The following is a 16378-nucleotide window of genomic DNA, read 5'->3' on the forward strand; positions in this document are numbered from 1 at the left end:
GCACAACCCGCCTCACCAAAGGCCACGTGGAAAAACCCTCCACGTGGCCTTTGGCTTTCGAGGGGGTATGACATTCGTGTCATCACGCACGGGCACGGCGTGCGCGATCTGAGCAAGCGATGCTCTCGAGCTACCGGTCCTTCCAGAGGGCACGTGCAGCCGCCTCGACGACCTTGTCGATCCCGCCGCGCGCCTGGCCGACCTTGCCGGGAATGCCGTTCACGTAGATGGAGAACGCGAGCGGCGCGCGGCCCGGAGGGCCGAGCACGTAGCCGGAGAGTGATGCGACGGCGTTCAAGGTGCCGGTCTTGGCGCGGACGATGCCGCGATCCCCGAGGTTCTTGAAGCGCCCGCGGAGCGTGCCGTCGGCGCCGCCAACCGCGAGGTGCGCGAGGAACTCGGGGCCCATGGTCACGTCGCGATACGCGGCGCGGAGGAGCGCGGTGGTGCCGAGCGGCGTGATGCGGTTCGCGTCGAAGAGTCCCGAGCCGTTTTTCACGACCATCCCCTCCTCGAACGCGCCGATCTCCTTGAGGTATGCGGTGATGACCTCGGCGGCGCCCTCGGCCGTGCCCGGGCGCGCCTTCTTCTCGGCGCCGACGGCCTTGAAGATCATCTCGGCATAGAAGTTGTCGCTGTCCTTCCCAAGCAGCGCGAGCAGCTCGCCGAGCGGGCGCGATCGATGCGACGCGAGCAGGCGCTTTTCCTTGGCACCGCCGAGCTTCACGGCGCCCTCGACCTCGATGCCCGCCGACGCGAGGACCGCGCGCAGCGCATGGCCCGGCACGAGGCGCGGATCGTCGAGGCGCCGCCGAACGCGCACGACGCGCGAGTTCTCGGGTAGATGGCCGCCTACGCGCGCGACGAGGCGATCTCCCTTCGGCGAGAGCTCGAGCGTGATCTTCTCCGGATCCCCCTTCTTCGTCGTCCGCACCGTCCCCACGACGTCCACGAAGCCGATCGGATCGACGCGCACCTGCGCGTCCTTGCCTTTCTCCGCTGCGCGCACCGAGAGCGTCACCGTGTTCTCGTCGAGCGCGACTGCGGAGACCGGCGCGCGGAACGGCGCCCATTCATTCGGCTGCTCCTCGAACGCCGGCGGCACGAAACGATCGTCGAAGTAACTCTGGTCGACGACGATCGCGCCCACGCGTCGCACGCCCGCGGTCACGAGCTCGCGCACCATGGGCCAGAGCGCCCCGCCGTCGAGCGAAGGATCCCCCTGCCCGCGCAGAACGAGCTCCGGGACGCGATCGCCGTCGAGCTTGCCGTAGAGGCCCGTCACGAAGCGATGCCCCGGCCCGAGCAGGCGCAGCGCCGCGGCGGCCGTCACGAGCTTCGCGTTCGAGGCGGGGTTGAAGGCAACATGCCCGTCACGCGCGGCGACCGTCTCCCCTGTCCCCACGTCGGCGAAGGCGACGCCGACGGTCCCGCCCCAGCCCTTTACGTCCGCCGCGAGCTTCTCCATCGCTTGCAGCATCGGCCCTGCCTCGATCGACGCGCGGGGGCGCGCCGCTGCTTCGGCGCTCGGGCGCTCTGCCGGTGCCGACGCCGGGCTCGCGGCGGGGGTCGGGACCTCCGAGCGCGCCGAGGCGGTGAGGGCGAGGAGCGCGAGGCCGGCGAGCGTGGGGCGAAGACGGCTGCCTTGGTGCATGGGAGCTTCCTACAACGTCCGGGTCGGGCGCGCGCATCCGACGAGGGCAGACGAGGGCTTTCATTGTGCGGACAGCACGAGACCTTGCTAGGGTCGAGTCAAACTCGCTCCTCTCTTTGGGACCGGAGAAGACCGTGGCTCTTCACACCTCGACCTCGCACCTCACCTTGGGGCTCTCGATCTCCATCCTGCTCGTGGCCTGTGGTGGCGCTCAGCCGAAGCAAGCCGGCGACGACTCCACCTGGGAGAAACCGCCGACGAAGTCCACCGACGAGAGCAGCGCGAAAAGCGAAACGCCGTCCGGCGACACCGCCGAGGACACGAAGTGGACCGGCGCGTCCGAGCCGGCGAAGCTCAACGAGGACCAGATCAAGCAGATGGAAATCGCGCTGAAGCGTGGCCAGTCGAAGGCCACGAACTGCGCGACCGTCGTCGAGAACGGCCCGACGGGCGAGGGCCCGGTGTCGGTCACGTTCGACGGCAAGATCGGCAAGATCACCGATGTCGAGGTCGGCGCGCCGTTCGCGGGGACGCCGGTCGAGCAGTGCATCAAGCGCTCGTTCATCGGCGAGTATTGCTTGCCGTTCGAGGGTGATCCGAAGGTCGTGAAGTACACGGTGAACCTGCCCGCGAAGCCCGCCCCGGCGACGCCGCCGAAGAAGAAGTGACGCGCGGAATGAAGCACGCCTCGATCCTCGTCACGCTCGCGCTCTTGCTCGGCTCTTCGCAGAGCTTCGCCGAGGAGACGGAAGAAGCCCCGGCGCCGCGGTATCCGCCGTCGTCGGTGCGGCCGAAGCTCATCGGCGGCGGGCTCGCGCTCACGGCGATCGCCTACGGCGTCGGCTTCGTGGCCGCGACGAGCTGGCCCGACGCGCCGGGCGCGGAGTCGTTGAAGATCCCGATCGTCGGGCCGTGGATGGCGATCGCCGAGAACAAGTGCGGGGATCCCACGTCGACCGATTGCTCCGGGTCGATCTGGCTGCGCGGGCTTCTGACGGGGCTCGGAGGGCTCGCGCAGATCGGCGGGCTCGCGCTCGTCGCCGAGGGGATCATCATGAAGACCGAGGCGGTCGCGCCGAAGCCCGCGGAGGCGGAGCAGAGCGCGTTCATCATGCCGGTGCCGATCGTGGCGCCGAACATGACCGGGCTCGGGCTCGTCGGCCGGTTCTAGCTCTTCACGCGGCGAAACGGCGGCGGCTCGGGGCCGCGCACGGGCCGCGCCGCGACCTTTCCGAGACGATCCACCGCGACTTCGAGCGTCGCGCCAAAGGTGAGGCCGAGGCGCCGTGCGGCCTCGCTGCTCCCTTCGATCGGTGGAGCACCAACGATATCGCCCGGCATCAACGTGACGTGGCGGCTGACGAAAGCGAGCGACTCGGCGAACGAAAGCGCCGGCGCAGCAGGCCGCGCGAGCTCTTCAATCACGCCGCCCACGCGCAGGCGGACGTGTGCGTCGTCGAGCGCGCCGGCTTCGTCCTTCGTGACGAGCACGGGGCCGAGCGTCGCGGCGAAGTCACGCGCGCGGAAAGCTCCGCTCGTTCGTTCCTGTTCACGCGCGACCCAGCCGAGCAGGATCGTGAAGCCGAGGATCGCGCGCTCGGCTTCGTCCACGGTCGCGGCGCGGAGCTCATCGCCAAGCAGCACTGCGATCGAGATCTCGACGTCGGGCCGCGGCTCGTTCGGCGGGAAGGCGACCGATAGCTTGTGCCCCAACAATCCGCGCGGGTTGCCGAGGTGGTAGCGAGGTTCTTCGCCGTCGGCCGTACCGACGAGCTGCACGAGCAGCGCGCGCTCGGGCAAGCAAGGCGGCAGCCAGAGCAGCTCGTCGGGCCAGAGCCTCGCTTCCGTGGGGCGCTCGCCAGCGCAGAGCGCATCGTCCAGGACATCGAGGCCCGCGCCGCCGACGGAGAAGACGCGCGCGAAAAAATCTTCGGCGGTGGACAAGCCCTCGTCCTCGTCGAGGAGGGGTTCGGCGCGCCTCCGCTCGAGCTCGGCGACGTCGTAGAGGCAGCCGTCACGTTCGAGCGCGATCCGCGGGACCGGCGAGGACGGAAGGAGGACACGGGCAAGACGCATCGGCAAGGCGCCTCGGCACCAGGATCGACCACGTTAGCATCCCTCGCTGGGTGCGTCGCGGCTTTCACGCGGGAAAAAGGCTGTTATTTCTTCGGTGGCTCGCGCGTTGACGCGCCACCCTGGACGCCTAGACTGCGCCCTGGTTGACGCTTGGGGCGTCACTTCCATCGAGCGGAGTGATGCATCCCCAAACCCCCGTACGTGCTCAGACAGCGTGTTTGCCCCAAGCGGGCAGAGCTGCCCGACAGCGTACGGAAAAACCAACCGAGCGCAGCTCGGAAGAGATGCGCCCACGCGGGGCCGGAGCGGCGGTTCATGAGCAAGCGGACCAAATTCGTCTTCGTCACGGGTGGGGTGGTTTCCTCGATCGGCAAGGGCCTCGGCGCCGCCTCCATCGGCGCGCTGATGGAGGCGCGTGGCCTGCGCGTCACCCACATCAAGCTCGATCCGTACATCAACGTCGATCCCGGGACGATGTCGCCGTACCAGCACGGCGAGGTCTTCGTGACCGATGACGGCGCGGAGACCGACCTCGACCTCGGCCACTACGAGCGCTTCACGCTCGCGCGCATGACGCGCCAGAACAACTTCACGACCGGACGCGTCTACGAGTCGGTCATCTCGAAGGAGCGGCGCGGCGAGTACCTCGGCGCCACCGTGCAGGTGATTCCGCACGTGACCGACGAGATCAAGCACCGCGTCCGCGCGGCCGCCGAGGGCGTGGACATCGCGATCGTCGAGATCGGCGGGACCGTCGGTGACATCGAGTCGCTGCCGTTCCTCGAGGCGATCCGTCAGCTCAAGGTCGAGTGCGGCAGCCAGAACGCGGTCAGCGTGCACGTGACGCTCGTGCCCTTCATCGCGACCGCGGGCGAGCTCAAGACGAAGCCCACGCAGCACGCCGTGAAGGAGATGCGCGAGATCGGCATCCAGCCGGACATCCTGCTCTGCCGCTGCGACCGGCCGCTCTCGCGCGGCATGAAGGAGAAGATCTCGCTCTTCTCGAACGTCGAGGTCGACTGCGTGATCGCGGCTGTCGACGTCGGATGTATCTACGAGCTGCCGATCGTGCTGCACGCCGAGGGCATCGACGAGAAGATCGCCGAGAAGCTCAACATCTGGGCGAGGCAGCCGGATCTCTCCCAGTGGCACTGGGTGGTCGAGCGCTTCAAGCGCCCCACGCGCGGCACCGTGAAGATCGGCGTCGTCGGCAAGTACGTGCACCTGCGCGACGCGTACAAGTCGCTGCACGAGGCGCTCGTGCACGGCGGGTTGCACAACGACGTGCGCGTCGACCTCGAGTACATCGACTCGGAGCAGATCGAGCAGAAGGGCGCGGCGGAGTTGCTCGGCGCGCTCGACGCGATCCTCGTGCCCGGCGGCTTCGGCGACCGCGGCACCGAGGGGAAGATCGAAGCGATCCGCTACGCGCGTGAGCAGAAGGTGCCGTTCTTCGGCATCTGCCTCGGCATGCAGCTCGCCGTGGTCGAGTTCGCGCGGCACATCGGCGGGCTCCACGGCGCGAACTCGGCCGAGTTCGATCGCAACGCGGCGCATCCGGTCATCGACCTGATGCCCGACCAGAAGGGCGTGCTCGACAAGGGCGGCACGATGCGGCTCGGCGCGTATCCGTGTGTCCTCGAGCGAGGCTCGCTCGCGGCCGAGGCGTACGGCGCGACGTCGATCAGCGAGCGTCACCGCCATCGGTACGAGGTGTCGAACAAGTACCGCGACGCGCTCGCGCAGGGCGGCCTCGTGCTCTCGGGGACCTCGCCGGACCAGCGCCTCGTGGAGATGGTCGAGCTCCGGGATCACCCCTACTTCCTGGGCTGTCAGTTCCACCCGGAGTTCAAGAGCCGCCCGCAGGCGGCGCATCCGCTCTTCTCACGCTTCGTGCGCGCCGCCGTCGAGCGTCAGCGTGAGCAACGCAAGCCGCGGACGGAGAGCGTCAGCGGGGCGCAAGGCACGCTGCCCGGCCCCGCCAAGAGCTCGTCCACCGTCAACTGACGCGCGTCGCCGTACGAGCGAGCGAGGGCGCGACGTCCTCCTCGCTCGACGTCTCCTTGCCGAGGAGCAGCGGCGCGCGCTCGCCCACCTCCGCGACGAGATCCTTGCGCAGCATGCGCTCGGGCGGACGGCGCAGATCCCACACGAGGCCGAGCTTCTCGAGCGCGCGGAGCACGTAGAAGCTGATGTCGATCTCCCACCAGAAGAAGCCCTGGTTCGCGCTCGACATGTAGTGGTGGTGGTTGTTGTGCCAGCCCTCGCCGAGCGTGAGGAGCGCGAGGAACGCGTTGTTGCGGCTCGTGTCCTTCGTCGCGTACCGGCGTGATCCCCACACGTGCGCGAGCGAGTTGATCGTGAACGTCGCGTGCATGAGCACGACCGTCGAGACGACGTAGCCCCACAGGAAGCCGTCGAAGCCGAAGGGGATCGTGACCGCAGCGATGAGCGCGGCCGATCCGATCACGTGGTAGCGATCGATCCAGCGGAGCTCGGGATACCCGGCGAGATCGGGGACCAGATCGAGCCGCGTCTCTTGGTGGTTGCGACCCATCCACCAGCCGAGGTGGGCGTACCAGAAGCCGCGACGCAGGGGGCTGTGCACGTCGCGCTCGGTGTCGGAGTGCTTGTGGTGAACGCGGTGCGCCGCGGCCCACCAGAGCGGCCCCTTCTGCACGGCCGTCGTGCCGAGGAACGCGAGCACGAGCTGGAAGAGCCGGCTCGTCTTGAAACTGCGGTGCGAGAAGTAGCGATGGTACGCGGCCGTGATCGCGAACATGCGCACGAGGTAGGTCGCGAAGGCGAGCGCGACGAGGCGCCACGTCGGACCACGCACGAACGCGATGACGAGGCCCACGTGCATCGCGACGAGCGCGGCGACGTGGAAGAGCTCGGACAGCGACCACTTCGAGCCGGCGACAACCGTGATGGAGGGCTTTGAATCCGGGACCGTTTGCACGAGGCCGACTGTCACATGCGCTCTTCAGCCGTCGCCCTGCGTCCCGTCACGATTCGGTCATGCACACGTGTGGCTCACGAGATGCACGCGTGACGCGTGGTGCAGCGCGTCGCGCGTCATCGTGTTGCGCAGTGCGCACGGCGCGCGCGGGAGAAGGAGGATCGCGTGAAGGTGCGAGAGATCATGAGCACGCCGGTGACCACACTCGAGCCCGACGACAACCTCGCGTTCGCCGAGGAGCTCATGACCGTCGAGCGCGTGCGTCACTTGCCCGTGCTGGATGGCGACGTCCTCGTGGGCATCTTGTCGCACCGCGACATCGTCGCGGCCTCCGAGTCGATCCTGAAGAAGCCGGCCGCTGATCAGGATCTCGAACGGAAACGCAAGGCGAGCGTCCGCGAGGTCATGCGCAAATCGGTGGACACGATCGGCCTCGACGAAGATGCAGCCGACGCGGCGGACCTCATGCTGACGGAGAAGATCGGCTGCTTGCCCGTGGTGGACGAGTCGCGTCGGCTGCTCGGCATCGTGACCGACGCGGACTTCATGGCGATGGCGCGAGACGCGCTTCGCGCCGGGAAGATCACGCGAGCGGCGAAGCAGCCGGTGGCGCGTGCGTCCGCAAGGACGAGGACGAGGCCTTCGCTCGCGAAAGGGACGGCGAAGAGCGCGGCGACGGCGACGGCGACACGAGGGGCGAAAACGATCGCATCGAAGAAGGGGATGGCGACGAAGATCGTGCCGAAGGTCTCGGTGAAGGCGCACGCGCGCAAAGGCGCGGCCACGAGGAAGGCTCCAACGCGTCGGAGTGCGTGACGACCGCGTGGATCAGAGCGTGACGACGTCGATGGGCGGGCCCGCGGAGACCGTGACCTCCGAGGCGCGCAGCACGTCGCCGTCGAGCACGTAGGGCCCTTCGGGCGAGAAACGCACGACGAACGAGCGCGTGAGATCATCAAAAGCGCCTGCGCCGCCGATCGGCTTGCCGAGAAGGACGAGCGGCGCGCGCGGGCCGAGCGAGCGAGGAGGCAGAGGGCTCGCGACGAGGTGCGGGCTATCGAGGTCTTCGCCCGCGCGGTGGTTGACGCGCATGCCGAGGCCGAGGTCACGCACGACGGAGGCGCACACGAGCGACCAGCGATCGGAGGTGAGGCGATGCCCGTCGACCTCGATCGTGCACGGCATGGGCGTGAGCACTTGCTGTGCATACGGACCATCGACGAACGACTCGACGAAGATCCGGCCGGCGATCCGTGCCGCACCGCCGTACCCGCGCGCGCCATCCGCGTAGTAGAGGTCGAAGAACCGCGCGACGAGGCCGGTGCCGAAGATGAAGCCGATGCGCGTCGTCTCCGCGCCCTCGCGCGCCTCGCGCACGCGCAGCGTGGCCCTGCGTCGCGAGGCGAGCGCGCGGGAGGCGAGGAGCCGCGTGAGCAGCCGCCTGGGATCCCCCTGCATGCCGAAGTTCCGCGCGACGGTGGCGACGGTGCCGCCGGGCAGGAGCGCGAGGCGCGGGAGCGAGGCCTCGCCGAAGGCCCGCGCGAGCGCCGTGACGCCGGCCATGAAGCTGCCGTCCCCGCCGGAGAGGATCACGAGGTCCGTGCCACGCGCCGCGATCCGCGCGCAGACGGCGTCGAGCTCGGCGACCTGCGTGGTGGGATGAACCTCGGCGACGCCCGCGCAGATGCGCCTCACGTCGTCGAGGAGCGAGGGCCGTCGGCGGTAGAGGCGAGCCGTGATGTTGGCGATGACGTCGAAACGCATGAACGGAAGGCCCTCGCGACGCCGAGGCCTGTAGGGGCGCGGACGCGATGGGCGTGTTCGGGAGACAAAAGAGCCCCCCGAAGCGCGCAGGGTGACGCACCGGAGGCGCGGGGGAAAGGGCCGAGCGCGCGCGGGCCACGGAAGGCTTTGCGAGTCGGGGCGAGGTCAGGTAGCTCGAAAGGAACGCCCGATGATCGCTCGCCGCACGAAACTCCCGCGCGCCCTTGGAAGTCTCCTCGTCCTTGCTCTCGCTGCAGGCTGCGGCGGAGGCCCGGCGCTGCGCGCCGCGGAGCAAGGCGATCTCGGCGGGGCGAGGCGCGCGCTCGCGTCCGGCTCCGCGCAGGAGACCGTCGGCGAGGCCGAGGCGCGTCGCATCGCGCGCGTCGTACTCGAACAAGAGGTAAAGGCCGCGAAGGGGGACGCCGGCGTGAGCAAGCTTCGGGAGCTGCCGTCGTGCGCCGAAGGGCTCGACGACGTGCTCGAAGCACGCGCCGCGGGCAGTGACGAGGTCGCGGCGATCGCGGCGCTCATCCGCTTCGATGCGCGCCTGTGGGATCGCGACGATCTCGCGGAGGCAGCACGTACAGCGCTCGCATCGAAGGGCGCGTCGGGCGCGTGGCGCGCGGTGGAGGCGCGTGGGCTCGTCGCGTACGCGGACGGCACGCAGCGCAGGAGCCTGTTTACCGACGGGGACCAGGCCGTGCGTCTCGCGGCGCTCAAGGCCTCGTTCGACGCGTTCGATCCGAACGACACCGAGGCGCTGCTCGAAGCGGCGCGGCTCGATCCGCACCCGCCCGCGCGTTTGCAGGCGATCGACGCGGTCGGCAACCTCGGCGGCGAGCGCGTCGTGCTCGCGCTGAAGGATCTCTTCGTGAAGGCCGACGAGGACGAGCGGGTCGCGATCGTGGGCGCGTGGTCCTCGGCGCGCGCACTGGACGCGGGCGGGCGAGCGCAGCTCGTGCGCGTGTCGCAGGCCGAACGAGGCTTGCCGCAGATCGTGGCAGCGGCTGTGCTCGTCCGTCAGCCCGGTCCCGGCGCGGAGGACGCCGCGGGCATCCTCGCGCGGTCGATTGAGACCGGCTCGACGCGCGAGCGGGTGTTCGCGATCCACGCGGCGACGCTCGATACGCCGAGCGTGCGCGAGGCTCTCGTGAAGGCGCGGAGCGACGCGGACGAGGACGTCGCGATCGCGGCGCTCGGCCGTGGCCTGGAGATGGCGCCGGCCGAGGGCGAAGGCGCGAAGCCGAAAGAGCGCGCCGAGATCACGCAGAAGCTGCTCGGCCTCGCGAAGGGCAAGGGCATCCGCGCGTTGCTCGCAAAGGCGGCGCTCGCGCGGGCGGGCTCGCGCGAGGTGCTCCCGCTCCTCACGGAGGACGCGCGCTCGACGAGCGAGCAGGCGCGCAAGGTCGCGGGCACGTCGCTCGTAGCGCTCGGCGAGCTCGGGCGCGCCGCGCTGCTCGCGGTCGACGCCGACCCGCGCGTGCGCACGGGCGTCGCGTGCGCGATGCTCCGGGCGAAGTAGCGGTTTGTCCGGCTAGAACCGGGAGACGACCTCGAGCCGCGCGCCCTCGAAGGGCGGGAAGAGGCGGCAGACGCCGGAGACGCAGCGGATCGCGCCGCGCCGCTGCCCGACGAAGAGGTTCACGGTGTTCACGAGCCGCGAGGCCCACGTGTCCGTGCTCCCGGATCGGTACGTGAGGCCGCCGCTCAGGTAGTGGCAAAGCACGACCTTGAACTCGTCTGCACCGGCGAGCTCGGGCTGGCAGCCGGGGCGCGTCGAGTACTCGTAGCCGAAGACCGCCGAGAGGTGCGGCGACCAGTGGAGCGCCGTGTAGTTCTCGCCCTCGTTCCACACCCGACCGTGCGTCGCGGGCAGGTAGCGGTTGCGATGAAACCCTTGGAGCTGCAACGAAAACGGGCCCTTGATGTGCTTGACGAGGTCGTAGCGGATGTAGCCCTCGTAATAGAGGACGTCCGTCTCGCCCGGCGCCCGCGTGCCGAGCGTGGGCACCGCGCGCTCCGCGATACGCGCTCCGATCCAGGCGCGCGCGTGCGACTTGCCCTGCTCGCGGCTCATGTCGATGCCCACGGCCGTGTCCCACGTGTCCGTGCGGAACTGGTCGTCCATCGACTGGCAGAGGTCGTTCGTGGGCACCTCCGTCCAGCTCCGGTAACGACCGAGCCAGCCGTACACCGACGTGTGCTCGTCGTACTTGAAGTTCGCGGTCGCGCGGCCGCCGGTCATGCACACGTTCGGCGACTCGATCGGCTCGATGTAAATCGGCTCCGCGGTCGGCGGCGCGCTGTAGGCGACGACGCTGTACTCGGGGGCGCTATAGCCAGGCGTCGTCACGTCGATGTTCGAACCGAGTGGGAAGAATTTTCGGTTGTGTTTGCCCTCCAAGGAAAGCTGGAGCTTTCCGAGGCCGAAGTTCGCGTTCGCGTACACCGCGTACCCCGACACGTCCGCTTGCCGCTCCGTCGCCGTGCCTTGCGCGTCGATCGCGCCCACGTGCCCGTCGCGGAGTTGCTGCCCCGCGACCTCCACGTAGAGGTCGCCGATCCCCGCGATCGACGGCACGTTCACCGATCCGCTGAACGTCCGAATCTGATTGTGCGAGCGGCCTCCGGGCAGGACCGTGAACTCGGGGAACTGCGCGTAGCAGTGATCCACGCACGTCGAATCGCCCGTGGCGCAGGCGTTCCTGCACGCGAGGTTCTCCTCGGTGAAGGATTTGCGCACCAGCACCGACGCGTTCGCGGCGAACTGGATGGCGTCGATCCCGCCTTCGACGCGGCCGCCGAAGATCGTGTCCTCGAGGTAACTCGGCCTCGGCTCGGCGACGATCGGCTGCCCGTTGATGGCGTACGTCGTCGCGGGCTTCGCGTCCGGAAAGCCGAAAAACAAGGGGGATCCTGCGCCGTGCAGACGCCGACCGCTCACCTCGTCGAAGCGCAGCGGGTTCATCTGTCCCGCGAGCAGCGTGGCGCCGATCCGCGCCGGCCCGAGCTTCTTGTCGAAGACGACCTTCCCACCGCGGATCGTCGTGTCGATCGCGAGTTCGTCGATCTTGCGCACGCTGAGCACGAGGCCGCGGCCGAGCTGCGCGTAGAAATCGCCGATCGTGATGTCTAGGCCCGGCTGGTTGTATCCGACGTAGAGTTTGGCCGGGTACACGCTGTTCAAGAACCGCGTGTTCAGCTCGTTGTAGAAGCGGTTCGCATAGTCGATCGTCTGCGGGACCTGGGCGTTCGGATCCGCCTGCTTTACCGCGTCGATCTGGCGCTGCGCGATCACCTGCGCCTCGGTCCGCTTCGTCGTCAGGTAGTAGAGCGCCGAGTCGAGGCGCACGCCGACGCGGAAGCGCCACCACGTCGCCTGCACGTTCAGGCGGTTGATCCACTCGCCGTAGTCGTCGTCGACGATCGGCCGCGGGTTGAACGCCCTTGGATCGTGGTTGCGGTTGTCCCAGCGATAGTCGACGACCGTGGTGTTGGTGACGTCGAGCCCGATCGGCTCACCTGCCGGCCCGGGCAAGTCGAGCGCGCTCGCGGCGGGCGCGATCGCGAGGCTTCCGAGGGTGACGGCCAGCGCAGCAGCGGCGCGACGCGAGGAAGATCTCACGCGCGCCTTCTACCATGACGCGCGCGGCGTCCGATCACTCCGCGAGGGCCTTCTCGACCTCGACAGCGAGGGTTTTCTCGTCACCCGCGGTGTATCCACCACGCTTGTGCATGATCGAACCGTCCTTGCTGATCAGCACCGTGAAGGGCAGCTCGCGCTTCGGATTGTAGCGGGCCGTCACCACGGTCTCCTCGTCGAGCAGCACGGGGAAGACCATGTCCTTCGAGCGCACCACGCTGCTCACCTGCGCGCGCGACTCCGGCCCGTCGGCGGAGACGGCGAGCACGACGAAGCCGCGATCCTTGTGCTTTTTGTAAAGGTCGACGAGGTGCGGCATCTCGATCATGCAGGGGTCGCAGGTGGTCGACCAGAAGTCGATGAGCACCACGCTGTTCCCCTTGTAGTCGGAGAGCCGGACCTGCTTGCCGTCGAGCGACGGCAGCGTGAAGTCGGGTGCCGTCGCGCCGCCGCCGGCCTTCGCGGAGGGCATTTCGCCGCCACACGAGCTGAGGAGAAGGCCGGCGAGCGCGGCGCCGAGGACGTGAGCTTTTTGCGCGTTCATCCTCGCATCATGCCGCAAAGGAGGAGGGGCGGCACGCGCGCAAAAGCAGGCGAGAGGGCTACAACGTCCCTGCGATGACCTTCTCGAAGGTCTTCCAGTACGTCGCCGGAGGCGGACCGGCGTACGTGTGAACGATCGCCATCGTCCGCGTGTCGATGATGATGTTCGCCGGGAACGAATCGCTCTCCCAGAGAGCCGCGAGCTTGCCGCCCGGATCGGTCACCGACGGGTAGTCGATGGCGAACTTCTTCACCCACTTCGTCAGGTCTTCGGGCGTCGCCGGCGAACCGGAGATTCCCTCCGCGAGCGCGAGAAGGAACTCGCCGCCAATCGGGTTGTACTCCGCGCGCAGGCCCGGGAGGACCTCGGCCGCCTCGTACTGGCAAGGGCCGCACCACGAAGCGGAGATGATGATCGCGAGCGCCTTCGGCTTCGGCGTGCCCGCGGGGAACACGGAGTTTTCCGGAAAAACCCCGTCGCCCGTCGGATTGTAGAACTCCGCAAAGGAGATGAATCGCACGCCGTCGCCGATCTTTTCCTTCGCGTTCGGAAAACCGATGAGCTCGTAATTCTGCGCTATCGAGCCCTTGCTGATGCCGAAGGGACCCGCGGGATACGGGAGCGCCCACGATCCACGCGGAAGTTGCCCCGTTTGATCCGGGAACCCTGGTGTCACGTTGCCATCGCCCTCGTCACTGCCGCAGCCGATCAAACCGAAAGCTGCCGTCAGACCGAGAACCAAGCACCGAAAGAGCACGTCGTTTCGCATGATGCCACCGCGCCTGGAATGAGGTAGGTCGGAATGGTCCTCGCGGGGGTTCGGGGCGTCAAGCGCCCTCCTTGCAAAAGGCCTCGCACGGACCGGATCCGTACCCAGGCAAGATGCGTGGAACACGGCACCGTCCCATGCATACCCACACCCGCGGAGGGACGGCCCTCCAAGGTTCGAGGCCATCATGCAGCATTCTCCTGTTCTCCGTCCCCGGCAGCCGCGCCTTCGTTTTGCCGCCGCCCTCTCGCTCCTCTCACTCCTTTTTGGTGGCGCGCTCGGCGCCTGCTCCGAGGAGGAGGCGGTGCCGTTCTGCTTCGGCGGCTTCGTCACCGCGGACGGCAAATGCGAGGGGAAGTGCACCCCCGACAAGTGCCTACCCGGCAACACGTGCGTGGAGAACCGCTGCGTCCTCGAGTGCGCCGGTCACGCCGATTGCCTCGCGGACGGCACGCAGGACTGCACGCCCGCGGTCGAGGACGACACGAAGCGTGAAATGTTCGCCTGCCAGCCGAACGAGAAGCCCTTCGGCTTCGGCTTCAAGTGCCCCTTCGGCGACGAGTGCAGCAAGACCCTCTCCTGCCCGCAGACGGGGTCGCCCTGCTTCCTCGATCAGTGCGGCGGCGCGCCCGACACCTGCAAGCTCGACGAGACCTACTGCTACGGACGTGCAAACTGTCTCGTCGGCAAATGCCCCGACAACACGCCCTGCACGGTGCTCGCGTGCGCGCCGGGCGAGTGCACGGCGCCGCTCTCCTGCCTCTCGGCCGCCGAGGGTGATGCCGATGCTTTCTGCACCAAGCAAGATTGCCAGAGCGACGCCGAGTGCCCCGGCGGGTTCTACTGCGGCACGACCCGCGAGGCGCGCGCGCTCTGCGGCAGCATGAACCCCGCCAAGGGCAACAACGGCCTCTGCGGTCAGTCGAACGACCCGTGCATCGAGCCGAGCTCGCTCGGGCAGGGCAACACGATGTTCGAAGGCCAGCTCTGTGTACTCCGGAAGACGTGCGTCCAGCGCGACACGTGCGCCCCGTGCAACACTGATCTGGACTGTTCACAGATCCCGAACAGCCACTGCATCTCGCTCCCGAACGACACCACGAAGCGCTGCGCCTCCGAGTGCGTGAAGGACTCCGACTGCGGACGCTCGTTCGAGTGCAAGCCCGTGAGCGACGCCGCTCCGGACGGACCGAAGGCGTGCTTCCACCGCTTCGGCGCCTGCGTCGGCGAGGGCAAATACTGCGAGCCCTGCGTGACTGACGAGGACTGCGGCCCGCTCACCGGCCGCTCCGTTTGCATCCAGGCCACCGACGGCAGCCGCGGCTGCGTCGATCTCAGCACGTCCGGCGGGGCCTGCATGTCGAACAACGACTGCCCGCTCTCGCCGAGCGGCAAGCACGCCGAGTGCGACCTCAACCCGGGCTCGCAGAACTACCAGAAGTGCCAGCTCTTCCCCTACACGCTCGCCAACCCCGCGAACCCGAACCAGGGCGGCGAGGCGAGCTGCTGGTAACAGAAGCTGGTCTCTTCCGGTCTCAATCGATCCTCGCCGCGCAAAAACTTTCGCCGCGCGCGGCACGTTTCTTTCGCACCCTCCCCCCCGTGATCCGGGGATTCCGCGAGGGCCCCGGGGATGGACGGGAGGGTGCTCACGTCGCACTTCGCATGGCGCAGAAGGTGCACGTGCGCTTCAACGTACCCATCACTTCTTCAACAAGGAGAGCTTCGCATGTCGCAGAAAAACAAGTGGATCCGCCTCGTCGCCGCACCCGCCTTCGTGCTCGGAGTTGGCCTCACCGCCGGCCTCGGTTGCAGCGACATCGCCGACATCGCCGAGGGTTGTGACGAGTTCCGCGCCGACGCGCAGTGGGGCGCGAACCTCGACATCGACTTCCGCGTCAAGTCGTTCATGGGCGCCTCGGGCGCGTTCATCACGCTCGCCGATCAGATGATCGCCGACGTCACCGCGGCCTGCCAGGGCATCGCCAAGGCGACGAATCGCGACGAATCGAAGTGGTCGAAGCTCGAGGGCGCCGCGCGCCTCGAGGCCGTGTGCAAGGAGGCGGAGCTCGGCTTCGACGAGGTGATCAAGGCCAACGCGAACGTGGAGCTCGTCGCGCTCGTCGAGGGCGGCAAGTGCGAGGCGAGCCTCGACGCGTCCGCCGAGTGCAACGCGCGCTGCGACGTGAGCGGCCAGTGCACGCCGGCGCAGCTCGAAGCCAAGTGCGAGCCGGGCAAGCTCGCGGGCACGTGCAAGGCCGAGTGCAAGGGCGCCTGTACGGCCGACGTCGGCGCCACGGTCGAGTGCCGCGGCTCGTGCAGCGCCGTCTGCAACGGCAAGTGCGACGGCCAGTGCTCCTCGGGCGACTCGAACAACTGCAACGGCCGCTGCGACGGCACGTGCGAGGGTACCTGCTCGGGCGCGTGCGAGCTCGAAGCCAACGCCGCTGTGCAGTGCGACGGCACCTGCCGCGGCGAGTGCTCCGTCGAGTTCGAGGCCCCGCACTGCGAGGGCAAAATCACGCCGCCCGAGTGCGAGCTCGACGCCGACTGCCAGGCGAGCTGCAACGCGCAGGTCCAGGCGAATGCGTCGTGCACGCCGCCCAAGGTCACGATCGAGCTCGCGGGCGGCGCCACCGCCGACCTCGAGGCGCTCGCGGCTGCGCTCGAGGAGCACCTGCCGAAGCTCATCGTCACCGGCATCGAGCGTGGTCAGGCCGCGCTCGACGCCGGCGAGGTCCTCGTCGAGGTCGGCGGGAACCTGGAGGGTGCGCTCACGTCGAGCGGCAAGGCCTTCGTCTGCGCCACGGAGGCGGCGAGGGCCTCGCTCAACGCGAGCGTCGAGGTGAAGGTCTCCGTCGAGGCCAGCGCCAGCATCGGCGGCAAGGCTGCCGGCTCCGTCCAGTGAGCGCCTGATCGACGCGCCGCCCGGCCGCTCTTCGCGCCGGGCGGCGCGTTTTCTTTTT

General features: G+C 68.7%; 14 protein-coding genes. 7 read left to right on the forward strand and 7 right to left on the reverse strand.

Annotation, left to right across the window (positions count from 1 at the left end; genetic code table 11):
* Positions 1–130: 130 nt before the first annotated feature.
* Positions 131–1654 (reverse strand): D-alanyl-D-alanine carboxypeptidase/D-alanyl-D-alanine endopeptidase, encoded by a 1524-nt coding sequence (dacB, locus tag POL67_RS44705; RefSeq protein WP_271927481.1) that lies wholly within the window; start codon positions 1652–1654, stop codon positions 131–133.
* 134 nt (positions 1655–1788) lie between these two features.
* Here dacB and POL67_RS44710 point away from each other — a divergent pair, with 134 nt between their 5' ends.
* Both POL67_RS44710 and POL67_RS44715 read left to right on the forward strand, forming a co-directional pair.
* Positions 1789–2322, forward strand: a complete 534-nt coding sequence (locus POL67_RS44710) for a hypothetical protein (RefSeq protein ID WP_271927482.1) — start codon at positions 1789–1791, stop codon at positions 2320–2322.
* An 8-nt stretch (positions 2323–2330) separates the two neighbouring features.
* Complete coding sequence (locus POL67_RS44715) at positions 2331–2825, forward strand: hypothetical protein (protein WP_271927483.1); 495 nt, start codon at positions 2331–2333, stop codon at positions 2823–2825.
* On the opposite strand, the gene POL67_RS44720 is transcribed toward POL67_RS44715, so the two are convergent.
* Positions 2822–3730 carry a fumarylacetoacetate hydrolase family protein gene (locus POL67_RS44720; protein ID WP_271927484.1) on the reverse strand — a complete coding sequence of 303 codons (909 nt, stop codon included), beginning with the start codon at positions 3728–3730 and terminating at the stop codon, positions 2822–2824. The two genes, POL67_RS44715 and POL67_RS44720, sit on opposite strands and share 4 nt — an antisense overlap.
* A gap of 315 nt (positions 3731–4045) precedes the next feature.
* Between POL67_RS44720 and pyrG the strand changes: the two genes are divergently transcribed.
* Positions 4046–5737: a CTP synthase gene (gene pyrG / locus POL67_RS44725; RefSeq protein WP_271927486.1), complete on the forward strand. Its 1692-nt coding sequence runs from the start codon at positions 4046–4048 to the stop codon at positions 5735–5737.
* Here pyrG and POL67_RS44730 read toward each other — a convergent pair.
* Positions 5730–6692, reverse strand: coding sequence for an acyl-CoA desaturase (locus tag POL67_RS44730; RefSeq protein ID WP_271927488.1), 963 nt, complete (start codon positions 6690–6692; stop codon positions 5730–5732). The genes pyrG and POL67_RS44730 overlap by 8 nt on opposite strands.
* Positions 6693–6857: 165 nt before the next feature.
* Between POL67_RS44730 and POL67_RS44735 the strand changes: the two genes are divergently transcribed.
* Complete coding sequence (locus POL67_RS44735) at positions 6858–7508, forward strand: CBS domain-containing protein (protein WP_271927490.1); 651 nt, start codon at positions 6858–6860, stop codon at positions 7506–7508.
* A gap of 12 nt (positions 7509–7520) precedes the next feature.
* Here the strand turns inward: POL67_RS44735 and POL67_RS44740 are convergent, their stop codons facing one another.
* On the reverse strand, positions 7521–8456 hold the full coding sequence (locus POL67_RS44740; protein WP_271927491.1) for a diacylglycerol/lipid kinase family protein: 936 nt from the start codon (positions 8454–8456) through the stop codon (positions 7521–7523).
* A gap of 190 nt (positions 8457–8646) precedes the next feature.
* Between POL67_RS44740 and POL67_RS44745 the strand changes: the two genes are divergently transcribed.
* Entirely contained in the window at positions 8647–9978 is a 1332-nt protein-coding gene (locus POL67_RS44745) for a hypothetical protein (RefSeq protein WP_271927492.1), read from the forward strand.
* A gap of 12 nt (positions 9979–9990) precedes the next feature.
* On the opposite strand, the gene POL67_RS44750 is transcribed toward POL67_RS44745, so the two are convergent.
* The 3 genes from POL67_RS44750 to POL67_RS44760 are packed head-to-tail and all read right to left on the reverse strand — an operon-like array spanning position 9991 to position 13412.
* Complete coding sequence (locus tag POL67_RS44750) at positions 9991–12081, reverse strand: DUF6029 family protein (RefSeq protein WP_271927493.1); 2091 nt, start codon at positions 12079–12081, stop codon at positions 9991–9993.
* Between the two features lie 34 nt (positions 12082–12115).
* A complete protein-coding gene (locus POL67_RS44755) occupies positions 12116–12643 on the reverse strand; it encodes a peroxiredoxin family protein (RefSeq protein WP_271927494.1) in 528 nt (175 codons plus the stop codon).
* Between the two features lie 58 nt (positions 12644–12701).
* Entirely contained in the window at positions 12702–13412 is a 711-nt protein-coding gene (locus tag POL67_RS44760; protein WP_271927495.1) for a TlpA family protein disulfide reductase, read from the reverse strand.
* 187 nt (positions 13413–13599) lie between these two features.
* Between POL67_RS44760 and POL67_RS44765 the strand changes: the two genes are divergently transcribed.
* Together POL67_RS44765 and POL67_RS44770 are read left to right on the forward strand one after the other, a co-directional pair.
* Positions 13600–14925: a hypothetical protein gene (locus POL67_RS44765; RefSeq protein WP_271927496.1), complete on the forward strand. Its 1326-nt coding sequence runs from the start codon at positions 13600–13602 to the stop codon at positions 14923–14925.
* 216 nt (positions 14926–15141) lie between these two features.
* Positions 15142–16320 carry a hypothetical protein gene (locus tag POL67_RS44770; RefSeq protein ID WP_271927497.1) on the forward strand — a complete coding sequence of 393 codons (1179 nt, stop codon included), beginning with the start codon at positions 15142–15144 and terminating at the stop codon, positions 16318–16320.
* Positions 16321–16378: the final 58 nt, after the last annotated feature.

Origin of the sequence: Polyangium mundeleinium (assembly GCF_028369105.1) — a bacterium.
Lineage (GTDB): Bacteria > Myxococcota_A > Polyangia > Polyangiales > Polyangiaceae > Polyangium > Polyangium mundeleinium.